This is a genomic window from Roseiarcus sp., assembly GCF_052145395.1.
GTDB lineage: Bacteria > Pseudomonadota > Alphaproteobacteria > Rhizobiales > Beijerinckiaceae > Roseiarcus.
Window position 1 is genome coordinate 1 of sequence record NZ_JBKQOT010000730.1, and the last position, 14,492, is coordinate 14,492.

Here is a 14,492-nt window from a genome sequence, read left to right on the forward strand (position 1 = left end):
GAGCACCGGGCCTGTCGGGCGAGGCATGTGGAGGTTGACGACCTGAGAGAAGCGATGGCGCCACCGGAAAGCGGTGCTGACCGCCGGATCAGAGCGGCTATGCCGATTGAACGCTAATTGAGCCATGATTTATGAACGTCCCAGGGATTGCGGATACGACCTTTCGTGCGGCGTCGAACGGCTTCTCCTCCCGTGTCTTCACGCGCTCGACCCGTCCGTCGAGGCTCGGGAGGTCGGCGCCGATCGAGAACCGGCGCTCGGATGACGGCGACAGAAAGGCGCGGAACGGGTTGACCAGCGGCGGCGCAGCGTGTAATAGACCCTCTCTGCGCCGCAGCATGAGGCGCTCCAGTCGCGTAGATCGGTCCTTGCCCGAATAAGGCGACCGAAGCGCTGTCGAGCCTCCGACCCCTTCGATTGACGGCCCGTTACGCGGGGCCAGTCTCCCAATTTCCGGATCGACCGGCCGCGCCCTGCAAGGCGCCGGCGCGCGATCCTTCTTGACGAAAGACCTCAGTGACCAAATTTTCCGATCTCGGACTCCCCGAGACGCTGCTTCGCGCCCTCGACCGCGAAGGCTATCAGACCCCCACGCCGATCCAGGCCGAGGCCGTTCCGCATCTCCTCAAAGGGCGCGATCTGCTCGGCATCGCCCAGACCGGCACCGGCAAGACGGCGGCGTTCGCGCTGCCGATCCTCGCCCGGCTGATCGCCGACCGCCGCCGGCCGGCGCCGTTCACCGCCCGCACGCTCATTCTCGCGCCAACCCGCGAGCTCGCGGCGCAGATCGGCGACAGCTTCCGCGCCTACGCCCGTTTCCTCAAGCCCGCCCTCAGCGTGGCCGTCGTGGTCGGCGGCGTGTCGGCGCGCCCGCAGATCGACCTTCTTGCGCGCGGCCTCGACGTGCTCGTCGCCACGCCCGGCCGGCTGCTCGATCACATGGGGAGCGGCAAGCTGAACCTCGGCGCGACCGAGGTTCTGGTGCTCGACGAGGCCGACCACATGCTCGACCTCGGCTTTATTGTGCCGATCCGACGGATCGTCGCCAAACTGCCGAAGGCGCGCCAGACGCTGCTCTTCTCCGCCACCATGCCGAAAGAGATCGCCGGTCTCGCCGACGACATGCTCAAAGATCCGGTGGAGGTCCGCGTCACGCCGGCGGCCACAACCGTCGATCGCGTCGATCAGCACGTGTTCTTTGTCGACGGCGCCGCCAAGCGGGACGTGCTGGTGGAACTCATGCGCAACGCCGACGTTTCTCGCGCGCTCGTCTTCACCCGCACCAAGCGCGGGGCGGACCGCGTGGCGCAGCACCTCGACGCCGCCGGCATCGGGGCGCAGGCGATCCACGGCAACAAGAGCCAGAACCAGCGCGTCCGCGCGCTCGACAACTTCAAAAGCGGCGCGACCCGCATTCTCGTCGCCACCGACATCGCCGCGCGCGGCATCGACGTCGACGCCGTGAGCCATGTGGTGAATTTCGAGCTGCCGGAGGTGCCGGAGGCCTATGTCCATCGCATCGGTCGCACCGCGCGCGCCGGCGCCTCGGGCCGCGCCATCTCGCTCTGCGACAACGGCGAGCGGCCGCTGCTGCGCCAGATCGAGAAGCTGACCCGGCAGACTTTGGCCTTTACCGACCGCCGCAGCCCCGGCGCCCGCGGCGACGAGCGGCAGGCGGTTCGGCCTGGTCCGCGGAGCGCGGGCGCGCAGGCCGATCGGGGGCCCCAGCGCCCGCAGCGCCAGGCTCAGCCGCGCGACGATCGGGCGCTGAACGGCGCGCGGCCTCACGAGGCCCCGCGAGGCGACCGCCATCCCGGCCGCAGCGCGCGGAGACCAGAGGTCCGGCCGCAGGCTTAGCGACGGCGAAAGCCGCGGCCCTGTAGCCGCGCTTGGCTCGAGCGCGGCCGCGCGATCAGCGAGCGCGGCGACAATGGAGCGCGGCGACGCGGTCACGAATCGCGTCGACAAATCGCGATTCGTCGAAGCGGCAATCCGTTCAAGGCCCAGCAATGTGCAATCCCAAGGCCCGCCAGGCCGACAAGCATCATCGCCCAGGTCGAAGGCTCGGGAATCGCCCCCGAGGATGGTTGGGTAGGCCCGTAAGCCTCGAAACGGTAGCTGCGAATCGGCACCCAGCGGGCGTGTGGCGATGCATCCGGGACAAGCAGCTCCCACGAATGGGTTCCATTCTCGTCCAAGACTTTTTCGCCGATGACCGACCACTGCGAAACGTCGCCGGAAATCATCGCAAAGGCGTCGTCGTCGCTGTGCTCGACGACAATCATCCCGCTCACGCCAGTCACATGTCCCGTCAGGTCCACGAATCCGTTGGCCGGCGTGTCTGACGTGTTCGAGCCCAGCCTTTCGTCACGATAAATGATTGTGACGCACGATCGCACCCGAGCTCTCAGCGCGCAGAGCGACGCTCTGTCGAGCCGCGGCGTCAAGACTTGAGAACCGGTCGGTCGCCCCCCCACCCACAAATCATCGCGAAAGGCGTACGAAAGGCCGCCCTCCCCGATGGGCTGCCCGTTGCTGTTTGCGACGGAAGCGACCAAAGCCAAGATGGCGAGCGAACCCAGCGCAACCCGGAGCGGCATGACGAAACAACTTAAAATTGCCTGTTGTCTGCAGTGTTTACAACTTGCGTGTCTCTTGAATTGATGGAAATCAATTTTGACCAAAAAATTCGGTCGGACGGGTCGGGTCCTTCTGCGGCTCACTCGGCCGACAACGGCCGCGCCACCTGCTCGAGCGGCTTGCGCTCCGCGGGCTGGGCAAACAGCACCGACCGCCGCCGCGGCCCGCATGAGGACGGCGGCGAACGCGTAGCCGCTGAAGACGCTCTCGCGGGAGCCGCTCTCGATCAGCCTGCCGAAGATCGCCGGGGCGGCGACGCCCCCGAGCGCCGTCCCGATGGCGTAGAAGAGGCGATCGTCAGCGCGCGGATCTCGATGGGAAAGGTCTCGCTGACGGTCAAGTACGCCGAACTCGCCGCGGTGGACGCGACGAAGAAGACGAGCATCCAGCCGATCGTCTGGGTCGCGGCGCTGAAGAGGCCGTGCTCGAACGCGATGCCCACCGCGAGCCGATCGCGACAGGCGCCGCCGCTCAAGGCAATGTGAATCGGGGAAGGGCGTGTTCGACAAAGTCTCGCCTGAAGCTCGGCTTTACATGTCGGCCATTCGCCGGGCCCGCGATCCGCGTCGCGGACACATCGCGCGACTTTTTGGAATCGGGCGGCCATGCATTCCTTCAGACTCACGACGGCGCACTCGGCTGGCCGGATCGCCGTATTCGGTCTCCTGGTCGGCTCGGCGCTCGCAGGGTCCTACGCGCTCAGTCCGAGGGTCGCGCCTGCGGCCGACGGCGACGCGCCGTCGCCGCTCGTGTCCGTGGCGCCGCCGCCGCATTTCAAGGCGCATCAGAAGCTGACGCAGTGGCGCGCGCCGCTCCTCATCGGAGTCGATGTCTTCGACGCCAACGGCAAGCCGGTCGGCAAGGTTGAGGACGTGCTGATGGACCACGACGGGTACGTTCAGACCGTCGTCATCCGCGTCGGCGGGATTCTTGGCGTCGGCGGGAAAAGTGTCGCCGTTCCGTTTTCCGCGATGCAGTGGCGCATGAACGAACGCCCCGCGTCCCTGATCGAAGCCTCGGCGAGCGCAGCCGAAAAGCCGCCGTCAGGCGCGAAGCCGCCCACGCGAGTCGAGGTCGCCGAAGCCGCGCAGGGCCATCCCGACAAGGCGGGGGTGACCGCGACGCTGGCGCAACTGCAGGCGGCGCCGGCTTTCGCCTATGCGTCCGGCGGCGAGCCGGACGTTCCCGACTTCGGCGCCATGAACGACGGCGAGTCGCCGATCTCGCCCTATCGCTGAGGGCGCGCCCGCGCTCATCGCCCTTGGGTCGACGCGCCAGTCCGACTGAATCTTTGCGGATTCTGTTTTTGCTGGGAGGCGCGCGGCTCCGCCTGTGGCGCCGCTCTCGGGGGAAAGGGCGCGGGGAACTCGACTCCGCGCTTGTGAGTTATCCGGCGCTGCCGCAAGAATGGGTCCGGAGCCTCCGCTTCCATCACTCGACTCGCTGCGGTCTTGCAAATTTCGCGCCTGAGGCTTTGAAATCGGCCGTGCGAAAAAATCCCTGCGCGACCTTCCGTCGGTCGGGCGAGCCCGCGGAATTGAAGTCGCGGCGCCGCGCGCCTGCGACGATAATGCGGCTGCCGCTTGCGGCTTTCCCGCTCGCCGCCGCGCTCGTCGCCGGGCCCGCCGCGTTCGCTGCCGAGCCTTGCGGCGCCCGCCCGGGGGCGGCGGAAGAGCGCGCCGCGCAGATGCTGGGCGCCCTGTCGCAGAGCGAAAAGCTGTCGCTCGTTCACGGCGTCCTCGGCGCGCCCTGGGGCGGGCGCCCCAAGCCCGAGGGGTCGGTCGGGTCGGCGGGCTACGTGCCGGGCGTCCCCCGGCTTGGAATTCCGGCCTTGCAGCAGACCGACGCGGAGCTCGGCGTCGCCAATCCGGGCGACATCCGCCGCGGCGACACGGCGACGGCGATGCCGTCGAATCTCGCGTTGGCCTCGACCTGGGACCTCGCCTTGGCGCGCCGGCAGGGGGAGAGCGTCGGCGCGGAGGCGCGAGCCAAGGGCTTCAACGTCCTCCTCGGCGGAACGGCGAACCTGATCCGCGACCCGCGCGGCGGGAGGACTTTTGAGTACTTCTCCGAAGACCCCCTGCTCACCGGCCTGATGGCGGGCGCCGCGATCGAGGGCGCTGAAAGCCGCGGCGTTCTCTCGACCGTCAAGCATTTCGCCCTCAACGATCAGGAGACGGACCGAAAAAGGCTCGACGTGCGGATCGACAAGGCGACCGCGCGGGAGTCCGACCTGCTGGCTTTCGAGATCGCGATCGAGCGGGGCCGGCCGGGGGCGGTGATGTGCGCCTACAACCGGCTCAACGGCGACTATGCTTGCGAGAACCCCTGGCTTTTGAACGATGTCTTGAAGGGCGACTGGGCCTATCAGGGGTTCGTCCTCTCCGACTGGGGCGCGGTCCATTCGACCGCCCGCGCGGCGATGGCGGGACTCGACCAGGAGTCGGGAGAGCAGGCGGATTCGCGGCGTTACTTCGCGGCCCTTGGCCAGGCGATCGCCGCCGGCCGGGTTCCGCAATCGCGGCTCGACGGAATGGCGGGACGCATCCTCGTCTCGATCTTCGCCTGCGGCCTCGCCGACGACCCGGCGAAGACCCAAGCCTTCGATCCCAAAGCCGTGGCCGCCACGGCGCGCCGGATCGAGCAGGAGGGCGCCGTCCTGTTGCGCAATGACGGCGTCCTGCCGCTGCCGGCCACCCTCCGCCGCGTGCTGGTCGTCGGGGCTCATGCCGACCGGGGCGTCCCTTCGGGAGGCGGGTCGTCGCAGGTGATCCCGCGCGGCGGGATTGCGCTCAAGGAGCTGGAGGGGGCAAACCGGGCGATGGTGTTCGATCCCTCGTCGCCGCTCGAGGCGCTGCGCCGGCGCCTTCCGGCGGCCGAGATCGATAACGACGACGGCCTCGACGCCGAGCGCGCGGCGGGGAAGGCCGCCGGCGCCGACGCGGTCGTTCTGTTCGTCGATCAGTATCTGAGCGAGGGCGCCGATGCGCCTAATCTCGCCTTGCCGAACGGGCAGGACCGGCTGGTCGAACGCGTCGCCCGAGCCAATCCGCGCACGATTGTCGTCCTCGAGACGGGCGGGCCCGTCCTCATGCCCTGGCTCGATCGGACCGCCGCCGTGCTCGAGGCTTGGTATCCGGGCCAGGAAGGCGGCGAGGCGATCGCCGATGTTCTCGTCGGCCTCGCCGATCCCTCGGGCCGGCTTCCCGTGACCTTTCCGGCCGGCGAAGCGCAACTCCCGGGCTCGATCGCCAGCGCTTCGAGCCGCTCGGCCGGGCGGGGCGCGCGCGACGATCCCCCTCCCGTAAGCTATCCTGAGGGCGCTTCGGCTGGGTACAAATGGTACGACGAGCGCGGCGTCCGCCCGCTGTTTCCCTTCGGATTCGGGCTGTCCTACACGACCTTCCGCCTCGCGGACCTCACGGCGCGGGTCGAGGGCGCGCGCGTGACCGCGGCGATCGCCGTGACCAACACGGGCGCGAGGCCGGGGGCGGCCGTCCCGCAGCTCTACGTGACCGGCCCGGCCGGCAGCGGGGTCGCCCTTCGGCTGGTAGGCTGGAGTCGGGTGGAGATCGCGCCAGGCGAAACCCGCAACGTCGAGGTCGACATCGATCCCAGGCTGCTCGCCACGTTCGACGAGGGCGCGCGCCGGTGGCGGATCGCGCGGGGCGCGTACAGCCTGAGCGCGGGCTTCGACGCGTCGCGGCGGGACCTTTCGGCGGGAATCGCGATCGACGCGGCCGAGCTGCCGCCGTGAGCCTCACCAAGCCGAAAACGCGCGCTCGACCGACCTGAGAAAAGCGGCGCGCCGCGGCGCTTTGGAAAAGTTCATGTCGTAGAGCGCGTGATAGTCGAGGCGTCCATCGGGATCGATCAAAACGCCGATGTTGTCGCGCACGAAGCGGCGCGGCGGGTCGAGCTTTTTCGCAACCGCGGACCGGCTTTCGCCGTAGGCGCACACCGCCGCCAGACGCTTCAAGTTCCAGAGGTTTGGGTGGAAGAGGCCGTTCGCGTCGATGACGGTCGCGACCCCCGGAACGAACACCCTCTGAAAGTAGCCTTGCATGATTGCCGGCAGACCGTCGAACCAGACGGGGAAAACGAGGACCAGCGCTTCGGCTGCGCTGAGCCGCTCGACATACGGCTCGACCTCCCGCGTGTTCTTGGACGGGTCGACGTAGCTGCGCATCTGCTCGGGCGACAGCACCGGATCGAACCTCTCCGCGTAGAGGTCGAGGTCGTCGACCTCGTGCCCGGCCGCACGCAGCGCGTCGACGATCCGGACGTGGACCGCTGCGATGAAGCTCGTTTCGAGGGGATGGGCGTAAACGACGAGAACGCGCAACCGGTCACGCTCCGCCAGCCGCGCCGCGCCGCCCATTTCGCCGGGGCGCGCGCTCCGCGGAGACAAGAAACTCGATATGTGGCGGCCCGGTCAGCATCTCTCGGATTTCGTCCTCGATCACGCGGTCTTCCTTGGTGACGCGCTCGCGGAAGTGCATGAGCTCAAGCCACGATTCGATCAAGTAGGCTTCCTCGAAGCGGCCGAATTCGGCCATGTCCTCGAACATGCCCCAGGCGAACGCGCCGTCGCGGCGGCGCTGCTCGCCCAGATCGTCGATGGCGCGCAAAAAGCGCTCGCGATCCTTAGGATCGATCCAGTACTCGATCTTGACCAGAACCGGCCCGCGGTCGTCCGCGATGTCCTCGACCGCCTGTGGCCGCCTGTAGTGGAGGGACGGCGTGAGATCGATGGCCTCGGCGTCGTGAAGCTCCCAGGACCAGGTCAGCGGGATGGCGAGGAGCGCGCCGGCCGACGCCGCGAGAAGCGCCCGGTCCAATCCGATTTCGGCGGCAACCTGGCCCCACGCCGCGCTGCTGACCGCGACCACGCCAAAGATGACCGTAAGGAAGATCGCCAATCCGCGACCGCGAACCCATTGCGGCAGCACGTTCTGGGCCGAGACATAGAGGCTCGTCAGAACCAGAACCCAGGCGGCGCCGGCGAGGAAACAAGCGCCGAGAAGGACGGGAAAAGCGCGAAAGGAGGCGAACAGGGCGAGCGCCACGGCCGTGCCGACCGATCCCAGCGCCGTCATCCAGTCGAGATTGATGAACTGGCGCAAGGTGCGATGCGCGAACGAGGCCAGGAGCGCCCCGGCGCTGATGATGCTGAGGAGCAGGCCATAATGCTCGGCGCCTTCGCCGGAGCCGCGCGCGATCAGCGGCATGAGCCCCCAGTAGGCGGCGGCGAACGGGTAAACCGCAACCGTGCGCACCAAAGTCGAGCGGAAGTACCGGCTGTTGACGGCGTGCCGCAGTCCGGTCCGGACAGCGCCGCTCAGGCGCTCGGCGGGCAGGGATGCGGTTTCCTTCGGCGGGGCGCGCCACCAGAGCAAAGCGGCGACCACAATGACATTGGCGACCGCGAACGCCCAGTACGGGGCCGAGAGGCCGTAATGCACGATGGCGAATCCGCCGAGCATGGGTCCGACGGTTCGGCTCAGATTGTAGGCGACGCCGTTGGCGGCGATCGCGCCGGGCAATTCGGATCGCGGAACCAGCGACGGCAGAATCGCAAGCCATGCCGGCGAATTCACCGACCATGCCGCGCTGAGAAGGAACGTCGTCAGCAACAGGGAGACAGGCGACGCCAGATCCAGGGACACGAGGCCGGCGAACATGACGATCAGCACGGCGATTCCGCAGGAGATGTAGAGGATCAACCTGCGGGGATCGACGATGTCCGCCAGCGCTCCCGCCGGGAGCGTAAACAGGAACATCGGCAGATTGGTCGCCGCGTGGACCAGCGACACGTCGAACGGGTTGAGGTCGAGGGTGGTCATGAGCCACCCCGACGCGGTGTCGTACATCGAGATCCCGACCAGCGCGACGGCGCTCGCGATCCAGACGACGGCGAACGGCAGGTGCGCGAATGCGCCGAGCCAACGGTCTTTTTCGGCGGCGGGCGTCTCCGGGACGGGCGTCTCCATGCGCCGCTCTTTGCTCCTCCGGACCGCGCCCGTCTAGTGGCCAAAACCTGGGTGCGACAGGAGAAGCTCATGATCTCGAGTGGATGAAAGCTCGACCGAAGCAGCTCCGCGCCGGAGGCCTCGCAGCGAGTCTTGGGTCCAGGTCGGTAGCGCTCTGGGCTAAGCGTAGACAGCGAGTGCGCAGGGTCTGTCTTGGGCCACGAAATAAACCTCGTTGCGCGCGCCGAGGCCGCGCAGATGGCCGAAAGCGACACTGACGTCGCCGATACGGCGAGTCGACGGCGGGCCGCCGGGGTCGGAGACCAGATCATGCGCACAAGGAAATCATGGGAACCTGAGAAATCCTGATAACCGCTCCCATAAGGTCACGGGAGGGCTCGCAAACCGAGGGCAGACCGGAGGAACGTCGGTTGGTCGAGTCTATGAAACCTCCGCGATGGGCCCGATTTGGCCGATTCGCCAAGCCGTAGGCAATCGGCCACTCCTTGCGCGCTCCTGCCATTCCAGCCGGGCGCCGAGCGTTTGACTTTGACCCTTAGTGCGACGACAGCACGCAGCGGTCGCCGCGCAGGATGAGGTCCCGGGTCACGCCGCCGAACGCCCATTCGCGCAGACGGCTGTGGCCGAACGCGCCGGCGACGATCAGGTCGGCTTTCAGGTCGCTGGCGAGCGCCGCGAGCTCAAAGGCGGCGCCGGCTTTGATGGGCAAAACGTCGCAAGCCGCATCGACGCCGTGCCGAGCGAGCCAGGCCTTGACGTCGTTGAGCCGGCGCCCGACGTCCTCGGCGGTTCCGGCTTCCGCGACCTCGACCACGTTCACGCGCTGCATCGCCTGAAGGAAGGGAAGGGAGTCGGCCAAAGCCCGGCGCGCTTCCCGCACATCCTTGGAGCAGACCAGGGCCTGCCTGAACTTGAAGCCGGCCACGCCGGCCGGGGCCGTCATGACCGGCCGTCCGAGACGCATCAAGAGGTCCCCGACCTCGGCTTGTCCGGACGGAAAGAAAGCCCGGTCGCGGATGTCGATCGGGGCGATGACCAGGTCGGCTGACCGCGCTTCGTCGGCGACGTACCCGCACGCCGGCCCGGAGGTCATCTGCATGCGCCACTCGAGCGTCTCGACCGAGGACATCGCGGCGCGGAATTCCTTCTCGGCCGCCGCCGCTTGCTCGCTGAACTTGCGGGATTCATAGTCGTGCGGCTCGACCGGACCCGAACCCCGGACATACGCCGGGGTGGAAACCTGCCGGGCCGCGACGCCGATGACCCGCGATGCGAACCGCCCCGCGACGTCGGCTGCGACCGACAGCAGCTCCGCGTTCGGGCGCCCGACACGCATGCAAACCATGACTGTGCGGAGGGTCAAACTGTCCTCTCGGTCGCGGGGTTCGGCGGCGGGTGCGATCATGCTTCCCCGCCTTTCCGCTGGGGCGCGGCCCGGGAGCGCCCATGGCGGCGGCCGTCGAAGTCGCCCGCTGCCCGGTCCAGCCGGAATTATAGCCGCGCGGGGGTCGGCTCGCCAGACGTTCCGGTCGCGAAATCAGGGGGCGCTTCCCTCGACGTCCGGTTCGCGGGGGCGCGCGATACGGCTTGAAAAGGGCGCGATGGGCTGCCATGTCCCTCTGCGGCCGCTGTCAAGGCCCATCGCGGCCGAACGGGCGGAGCGCCGCTTGACCAGTCAGTCCACCGTCAATGCGGACAACGCGGCGCCGTCGCCGGGCGAGCGATCGCGATGGGGCGTGTTCGGCAACCTGGCGTTCACCGTCATTCTGATCGCAAGCTCCGTGTCGAACGTCGGAATCGCGATGTTCGACACCTCGATGAGCTGGCTGATGACCAGCCTCAATCCCGATCCGATGATGGTTTCGGCGGTTCAGGTCGCGACCATGCTGCCGATGTTCCTGCTGACGTTGCCGGCCGGCGCCCTGGCCGACATCGTCGATGCGCGCCGCCTTCTCTTCGGCGCGCAGGCTGCGGTCGCGCTGATCTCGATCGCCTTCGCCGTGGTCGTGAGCGCGGGGCTCGCGACGCCGACGAACCTGCTCTTGACCACCTTCGCCCTCGGCGTCGGCGGCGCGATTGCGGCGCCCGTCTGGCAGTTGGTCACGCCGAAGCTGGTGCCCAAGGACGATCTCGACAGCGCCATCGCGATCAACAATGCGAGCTACAGCGTGAGCCGCGCGATCGGCCCGGCGGTCGGCGGATTCGCCATTGCGGCGTGGAGCATCGACGTTCCGTTCTGGTGCTATGTCGCGGGCAATCTGGCGATCGCCGCGGCCGTCGTCTGGTGGCATGCGCCGCGCCGGGTCAAGGAGACGTTGCCGGCCGAGCGCTTCACGAGCGCCGTGCGCACCGGCTTGCGTTACGTCCGCCACAACCGGGACATGGACTCAACCCTCATCCGCGCCGTCGCGTTCTTCCTGTTCGGGAGCGCCTACTGGGCGCTGCTGCCCCTGATCGCGCGGAGCCAGATGCACAACGGCGCGGCTCTTTACGGCGCGCTGCTCGGCATGATCGGATTGGGCTCCATTCTCGGGTCGGTGGCCCTGAACTGGCTGAAGGAGCGCCTTGGGCCGGACGGCCTCGCGGCCATGGCCTCGGTCGGGACGATCGCCGCGCTCGTCATGTACGCCGGGGCGACGGCGTCCGCGCTCGCGATGGCGGCGAGTCTCGTCGCCGGCGCGTGCTGGACCGTCATGATGACCACGCTGTTCGTCTCCGCCCAGGTGGCGCTCCCGGACTGGGTGCGCGGACGGGGCCTCGCGATTCTGCTCACCGCCTATTTCGGGGCGATGACGTTGGGAAGCGCGCTCTGGGGCAAGGTCGCCAGCGCCGAAGGCCTGCCGACGACGCTCATGATCGCCGCCGCCGGGGCGCTGATCGGAATGCTCGCGACCTCGAGCCGCAAGCTGCAGACCGCCGCGGCGCTGGACCTCACGCCGTCGCTCCACTGGCGGGACCGGACCTTCGCCCAGCCCGTCGACGACGATCAGGGGCCGGTTCTGGTGTCGATCGAATACCGGGTCGATCCCGCGGACCGGGCGCCTTTCCTCGAGGCGATGCAGGAGATCGGGTTCGAGCGCAAGCGCGACGGCGCCTTCGCCTGGAACGTGTTCGAGGACACGGCGGACGTCGGCCGGATCGTCGAGATCTTCCTGATCCAGTCGCTGCTCGAACTGAGGCACCTGCGCGCCCGCGTGACCAAGGCCGACCAGATCGTCGAGGCCGAGGCGCACAAGTTTTTGAAAGAGCCGCCCAACGCGACGTTTCTCATTGCGCCCAAGCGCAACCGGGAGAAGCGCCGCAGGCTGGCTGCGGTCCTGCAACCGGCGACCGTTGAGCGCTGAGCGGCGCCGTCCGGCCGCCGTTCTGGCGCCCCGCCAGCGATTCCAGGGACTTGGGCGCCAAAATCGGTCACTTTGTCAGAAATCACATTTCGCGCGCGATCCGCATGGACTTTGGGATGCAGGGCGCCGTCCCTCGGCGGGCCTTCACCCCAAACGGAACGGGCGGCCGGCCCAAGCGAAACGGGCGCCGAGCCCAAATCCACGCCAACTCCCGACAAGATCCTCTCATTGCCGTTTCAAGCCTTTACAAGGGGTTGCGGTCGATCCTTGCCTCTTTTCGCGAGGCGGCCGTCGGTCGGCGGCCGAGCGCTGCGGCTGCGCGGACTGGGGAAGGGTTCGTTTTGGACGATCATAATTTCAGGATATCGGTGGGTCCGGTTTTCCGAAACATTATGTTCCCGTAGCCGGAAATCCGCAGGGGCCGCTGAGCCGAAGCGGGAGTTCGTCGCGACGGATTGAACGTCGCGTATCGACAAATTGCGGACGTAGCAGATCGCGACCGCGAACGGCGCAAGTGGGCAGGTAAGCGGGCCTTGCCTCTAGGCGCGGTCTCCGCCCGAAGCGGGAGTCCCTGTGTCTACAGTGTCGGCCTGACTTAAGGTCGCGCGAGACATGCGCGGCCGTTCGAGGCGCCTACCTGTCGATGGTCTCCAAAGCCATACGCCACGCCTCGCCGGGAAGGCGGAACACACCCGTGTACGGCTGGCCGAGTTCCAGGACGAGGAAGATCGCCAGCGCCACGCAGAGCGCGCCGGAGGACATGGCGGAGAGCAAAAGGGCGTTCGATCTTGCGAACAGCCCCATGCCGAAGAACAGAACGACCGCCCAGATCGTCAGCACGACCAGCACGCCCGCGCCGACCGGGGGGCTCGCCGTTTGAGCTCGGATCAGAATGCTCGACTGCCAGATCTGTCCCGCCAGCGCCTCGGCCGAGGCGACCGCCCGCTTCTGCTCCTCGGTCTCCGCCTTGAGGCCGGCGAAGTAAGCCTTGCCGCTCTTGATCTCGGCGATAGCGGCTGCCATCGAAGCCTGTCGCCCGATATCGCCGCCGCTGCCCCACCAGGTCTCGTAGGTCGCTTGGAACCCCTCCTTGAGCTTGTCTCGCCCAGGCTTGGTCTCCGGGCCGAATTGGGCGAGCGCCAGGTCAAGCATGACCAACTGAGCCGATAAGGTCTCCAACTCCGTCCGCTGCGTCTGAAAAAAGGCGTAGCTCTGGCCGACGAGGATGCCTAGCGCCACGGAGAGCAGCATGCTGACCACGCCAAGAACCTGCCCGACGACGACGCGCGCGCTGTCGTTCTTCTGTTCGTCGGGCAGCTTCCCGTGCGCCCAGAGGCCGAGTCGCCCCGCGCCAAGGACGAGCGCGAACACCGCTATCGAGACGGTTGATACGAGGGCGTTGGACATTCTGGAAGCTCCCCTCACGGCTCGTCAGAACGCCATCTCGCCCTTTCGCCTCTTTCGAGCGACGGCCAGCAGATGGTCGTCGAACTGAGCGGCCGCATTCGGGTCGAAACAATGCTTCGCAGCCGAAACGTCTTGTTGGTCGCCGAGGACGAGCCGCTCATTCCTCGCAACCCCCGCGAGGATGACGCTCGCGGATTGCTCCGCTGTCTGCGCGTAGGCCGGCGGCGGCCGGTCCTTGGGAAAGATCGCGGTGGCGACCGTGCCCGGCGTCGTCGAAGTCACCCGGATGTTTTCGTCCCACAATTCGTAGCGGAGGGCGAGCGAAAGCCCGTTCAGCGCCGCCTTCGTGGCGCTGTACATCGTCTGGAACGGCATCGGCACGAATGCAATGCCGGAAATGGTGTCGACGATGTGCCCGCCCCCCCTGTTTGCGCATGATCGGAAGCACCGCGCGGACGCCATAGAGCGCGCCATAGAAGTTGAGCGCGAAGGCCTTCGCCCAGTCCTCGTTCGACTCTTTGTCGAAGTTGCCCCCGAAGCCGGCCCCGGCATTGTTGAAGAGGAGGTCAATGCGTTCGCCGCCGGATGCGGCGGCCTTGGCGATCATCGCCTGGACGTCGGCTTCCTTTGTGACGTCGCAAGGAACCCCGAGCGTCTTTCCCGGATAGGCCTTCTCGAGCCGTGCGGTTTCGCGATCGAGAGTATCTTTGTTGAAGTCGGCGAGAACGACCTTGCTCGCGCCGTAGGAGAGCATCGTCTCGGCCAACGCGAGGCCGATCCCGGACGCCGCGCCGGTCACCACGGCGACCTTGCCTTTATAGTACTCGTCGGTCGCGGTCATGACTGTTCGCCTCCGGTTGCCGAGCCTGGAAAAGCCCGCCGCGCGAGCCACCATGGAGGATCGCCGGACGCTTGCATTGATTTGACGCAAATCCGGAGGCGAACACTGATATGTTCGGAAAGCGCCGGTCAGGAAAAGTCACGGGGCGCGGCCGGAGAGCACCGCGATCAAACGGCGAGCGCCACGACAGGCCGCTCCTGGCGCTCTCGTGACGTACCGGGACTGACCCGGAAGGGCATGTCTTGTCTGGACGGCGCCCCGTCGTCA

At 67.6% G+C, this 14,492-nt stretch carries 11 protein-coding genes and 2 pseudogenes; 4 read left to right on the top strand and 9 right to left on the bottom strand.

Annotation, left to right across the window (positions count from 1 at the left end; genetic code table 11):
* Window positions 1-97: 97 nt before the first annotated feature.
* On the bottom strand, window positions 98-340 hold the full coding sequence (locus ACLP25_RS25030; protein WP_442471828.1) for a hypothetical protein: 243 nt from the start codon (window positions 338-340) through the stop codon (window positions 98-100).
* Between the two features lie 176 nt (window positions 341-516).
* Here ACLP25_RS25030 and ACLP25_RS25035 point away from each other — a divergent pair, with 176 nt between their 5' ends.
* Complete coding sequence (locus tag ACLP25_RS25035; protein ID WP_442471829.1) at window positions 517-1,857, top strand: DEAD/DEAH box helicase; 1,341 nt, start codon at window positions 517-519, stop codon at window positions 1,855-1,857.
* A gap of 92 nt (window positions 1,858-1,949) precedes the next feature.
* Here the strand turns inward: ACLP25_RS25035 and ACLP25_RS25040 are convergent, their stop codons facing one another.
* Window positions 1,950-2,285: a PEP-CTERM sorting domain-containing protein gene (locus ACLP25_RS25040; RefSeq protein ID WP_442471830.1), complete on the bottom strand. Its 336-nt coding sequence runs from the start codon at window positions 2,283-2,285 to the stop codon at window positions 1,950-1,952.
* Window positions 2,286-2,719: 434 nt separating this feature from the next.
* A pseudogene (locus ACLP25_RS25045) lies at window positions 2,720-3,079 on the bottom strand (MFS transporter); the annotation flags it as partial.
* 166 nt (window positions 3,080-3,245) lie between these two features.
* On the opposite strand from ACLP25_RS25045, the gene ACLP25_RS25050 reads away from it, so the two are divergent.
* Together ACLP25_RS25050 and ACLP25_RS25055 are read left to right on the top strand one after the other, a co-directional pair.
* The gene (locus ACLP25_RS25050; protein ID WP_442471831.1) at window positions 3,246-3,878 is read left to right on the top strand and encodes a PRC-barrel domain-containing protein; all 633 of its coding nucleotides are present in this window, start codon (window positions 3,246-3,248) and stop codon (window positions 3,876-3,878) included.
* Between the two features lie 332 nt (window positions 3,879-4,210).
* Window positions 4,211-6,397 (top strand): beta-glucosidase, encoded by a 2,187-nt coding sequence (locus tag ACLP25_RS25055; protein ID WP_442471832.1) that lies wholly within the window; start codon window positions 4,211-4,213, stop codon window positions 6,395-6,397.
* Window positions 6,398-6,400: 3 nt separating this feature from the next.
* Here ACLP25_RS25055 and ACLP25_RS25060 read toward each other — a convergent pair whose 3' ends face one another.
* The 3 genes from ACLP25_RS25060 to ACLP25_RS25070 form a co-directional block, all read right to left on the bottom strand.
* Complete coding sequence (locus tag ACLP25_RS25060; RefSeq protein WP_442471833.1) at window positions 6,401-6,985, bottom strand: NAD(P)H-dependent oxidoreductase; 585 nt, start codon at window positions 6,983-6,985, stop codon at window positions 6,401-6,403.
* A gap of 4 nt (window positions 6,986-6,989) precedes the next feature.
* A complete protein-coding gene (locus tag ACLP25_RS25065) occupies window positions 6,990-8,633 on the bottom strand; it encodes an MFS transporter (protein ID WP_442471834.1) in 1,644 nt (547 codons plus the stop codon).
* A gap of 535 nt (window positions 8,634-9,168) precedes the next feature.
* Window positions 9,169-10,038, bottom strand: coding sequence for a universal stress protein (locus ACLP25_RS25070; RefSeq protein WP_442471835.1), 870 nt, complete (start codon window positions 10,036-10,038; stop codon window positions 9,169-9,171).
* 262 nt (window positions 10,039-10,300) lie between these two features.
* On the opposite strand from ACLP25_RS25070, the gene ACLP25_RS25075 reads away from it, so the two are divergent.
* Window positions 10,301-11,977 carry an MFS transporter gene (locus ACLP25_RS25075; protein WP_442471836.1) on the top strand — a complete coding sequence of 559 codons (1,677 nt, stop codon included), beginning with the start codon at window positions 10,301-10,303 and terminating at the stop codon, window positions 11,975-11,977.
* 633 nt (window positions 11,978-12,610) lie between these two features.
* Here the strand turns inward: ACLP25_RS25075 and ACLP25_RS25080 are convergent.
* From ACLP25_RS25080 to ACLP25_RS25090, 3 genes and pseudogenes are all read right to left on the bottom strand, one after another.
* On the bottom strand, window positions 12,611-13,384 hold the full coding sequence (locus tag ACLP25_RS25080) for a bestrophin-like domain (protein WP_442471837.1): 774 nt from the start codon (window positions 13,382-13,384) through the stop codon (window positions 12,611-12,613).
* Between the two features lie 24 nt (window positions 13,385-13,408).
* Entirely contained in the window at window positions 13,409-13,744 is a 336-nt protein-coding gene (locus tag ACLP25_RS25085) for an SDR family NAD(P)-dependent oxidoreductase (RefSeq protein ID WP_442471838.1), read from the bottom strand.
* A 118-nt stretch (window positions 13,745-13,862) separates the two neighbouring features.
* Window positions 13,863-14,279, bottom strand: a pseudogene (locus tag ACLP25_RS25090) (SDR family oxidoreductase); the annotation flags it as partial.
* Window positions 14,280-14,492: the final 213 nt, after the last annotated feature.

Coding starts and splice junctions, on each gene's coding strand:
- ACLP25_RS25085 (WP_442471838.1), bottom strand. CDS start 13,744: ATGTACAGCGCCACGAAGGCGGCGCTGAACGGGCTTTCGCTCGCCCTC.
- ACLP25_RS25055 (WP_442471832.1), top strand. CDS start 4,211: ATGCGGCTGCCGCTTGCGGCTTTCCCGCTCGCCGCCGCGCTCGTCGCC.
- ACLP25_RS25065 (WP_442471834.1), bottom strand. CDS start 8,633: ATGGAGACGCCCGTCCCGGAGACGCCCGCCGCCGAAAAAGACCGTTGG.
- ACLP25_RS25080 (WP_442471837.1), bottom strand. CDS start 13,384: ATGTCCAACGCCCTCGTATCAACCGTCTCGATAGCGGTGTTCGCGCTC.
- ACLP25_RS25070 (WP_442471835.1), bottom strand. CDS start 10,038: ATGATCGCACCCGCCGCCGAACCCCGCGACCGAGAGGACAGTTTGACC.
- ACLP25_RS25030 (WP_442471828.1), bottom strand. CDS start 340: ATGCTGCGGCGCAGAGAGGGTCTATTACACGCTGCGCCGCCGCTGGTC.
- ACLP25_RS25040 (WP_442471830.1), bottom strand. CDS start 2,285: ATGATTGTCGTCGAGCACAGCGACGACGACGCCTTTGCGATGATTTCC.
- ACLP25_RS25050 (WP_442471831.1), top strand. CDS start 3,246: ATGCATTCCTTCAGACTCACGACGGCGCACTCGGCTGGCCGGATCGCC.